Genomic DNA, 394 nt, shown 5'->3' with positions numbered 1-394 from the left:
ACCTAAGATTCCAGCCTACCACCTTAAACTTGGACAACCAACGCCAAGCTGGCCTAGCCTTCTCCGTCCCTCCATCGCAATAACCAGAAGTACAGGAATATTAACCTGTTTTCCATCGACTACGCTTTTCAGCCTCGCCTTAGGGACCGACTAACCCTGCGTCGATTAACGTTGCGCAGGAAACCTTGGTCTTTCGGCGTGGGTGTTTTTCACACCCATTGTCGTTACTCATGTCAGCATTCGCACTTCTGATACCTCCAGCAAGCTTCTCAACTCACCTTCACAGGCTTACAGAACGCTCCTCTACCGCATCACCTAAGTGATACCCGTAGCTTCGGTGTATGGTTTGAGCCCCGTTACATCTTCCGCGCAGGCCGACTCGACTAGTGAGCTA

The 394-nt window shown here is 51.3% G+C and carries 1 rRNA gene; it reads right to left on the bottom strand.

Going from position 1 to position 394, the window contains the following annotated elements:
* Positions 1-394 (bottom strand): 23S ribosomal RNA (locus AC1DKR_RS21335); the annotation flags it as partial.

Source organism: Stenotrophomonas sp. 01N47, from assembly GCF_056399165.1.
This window is presented reverse-complemented; position numbering and strand designations above follow the sequence as displayed.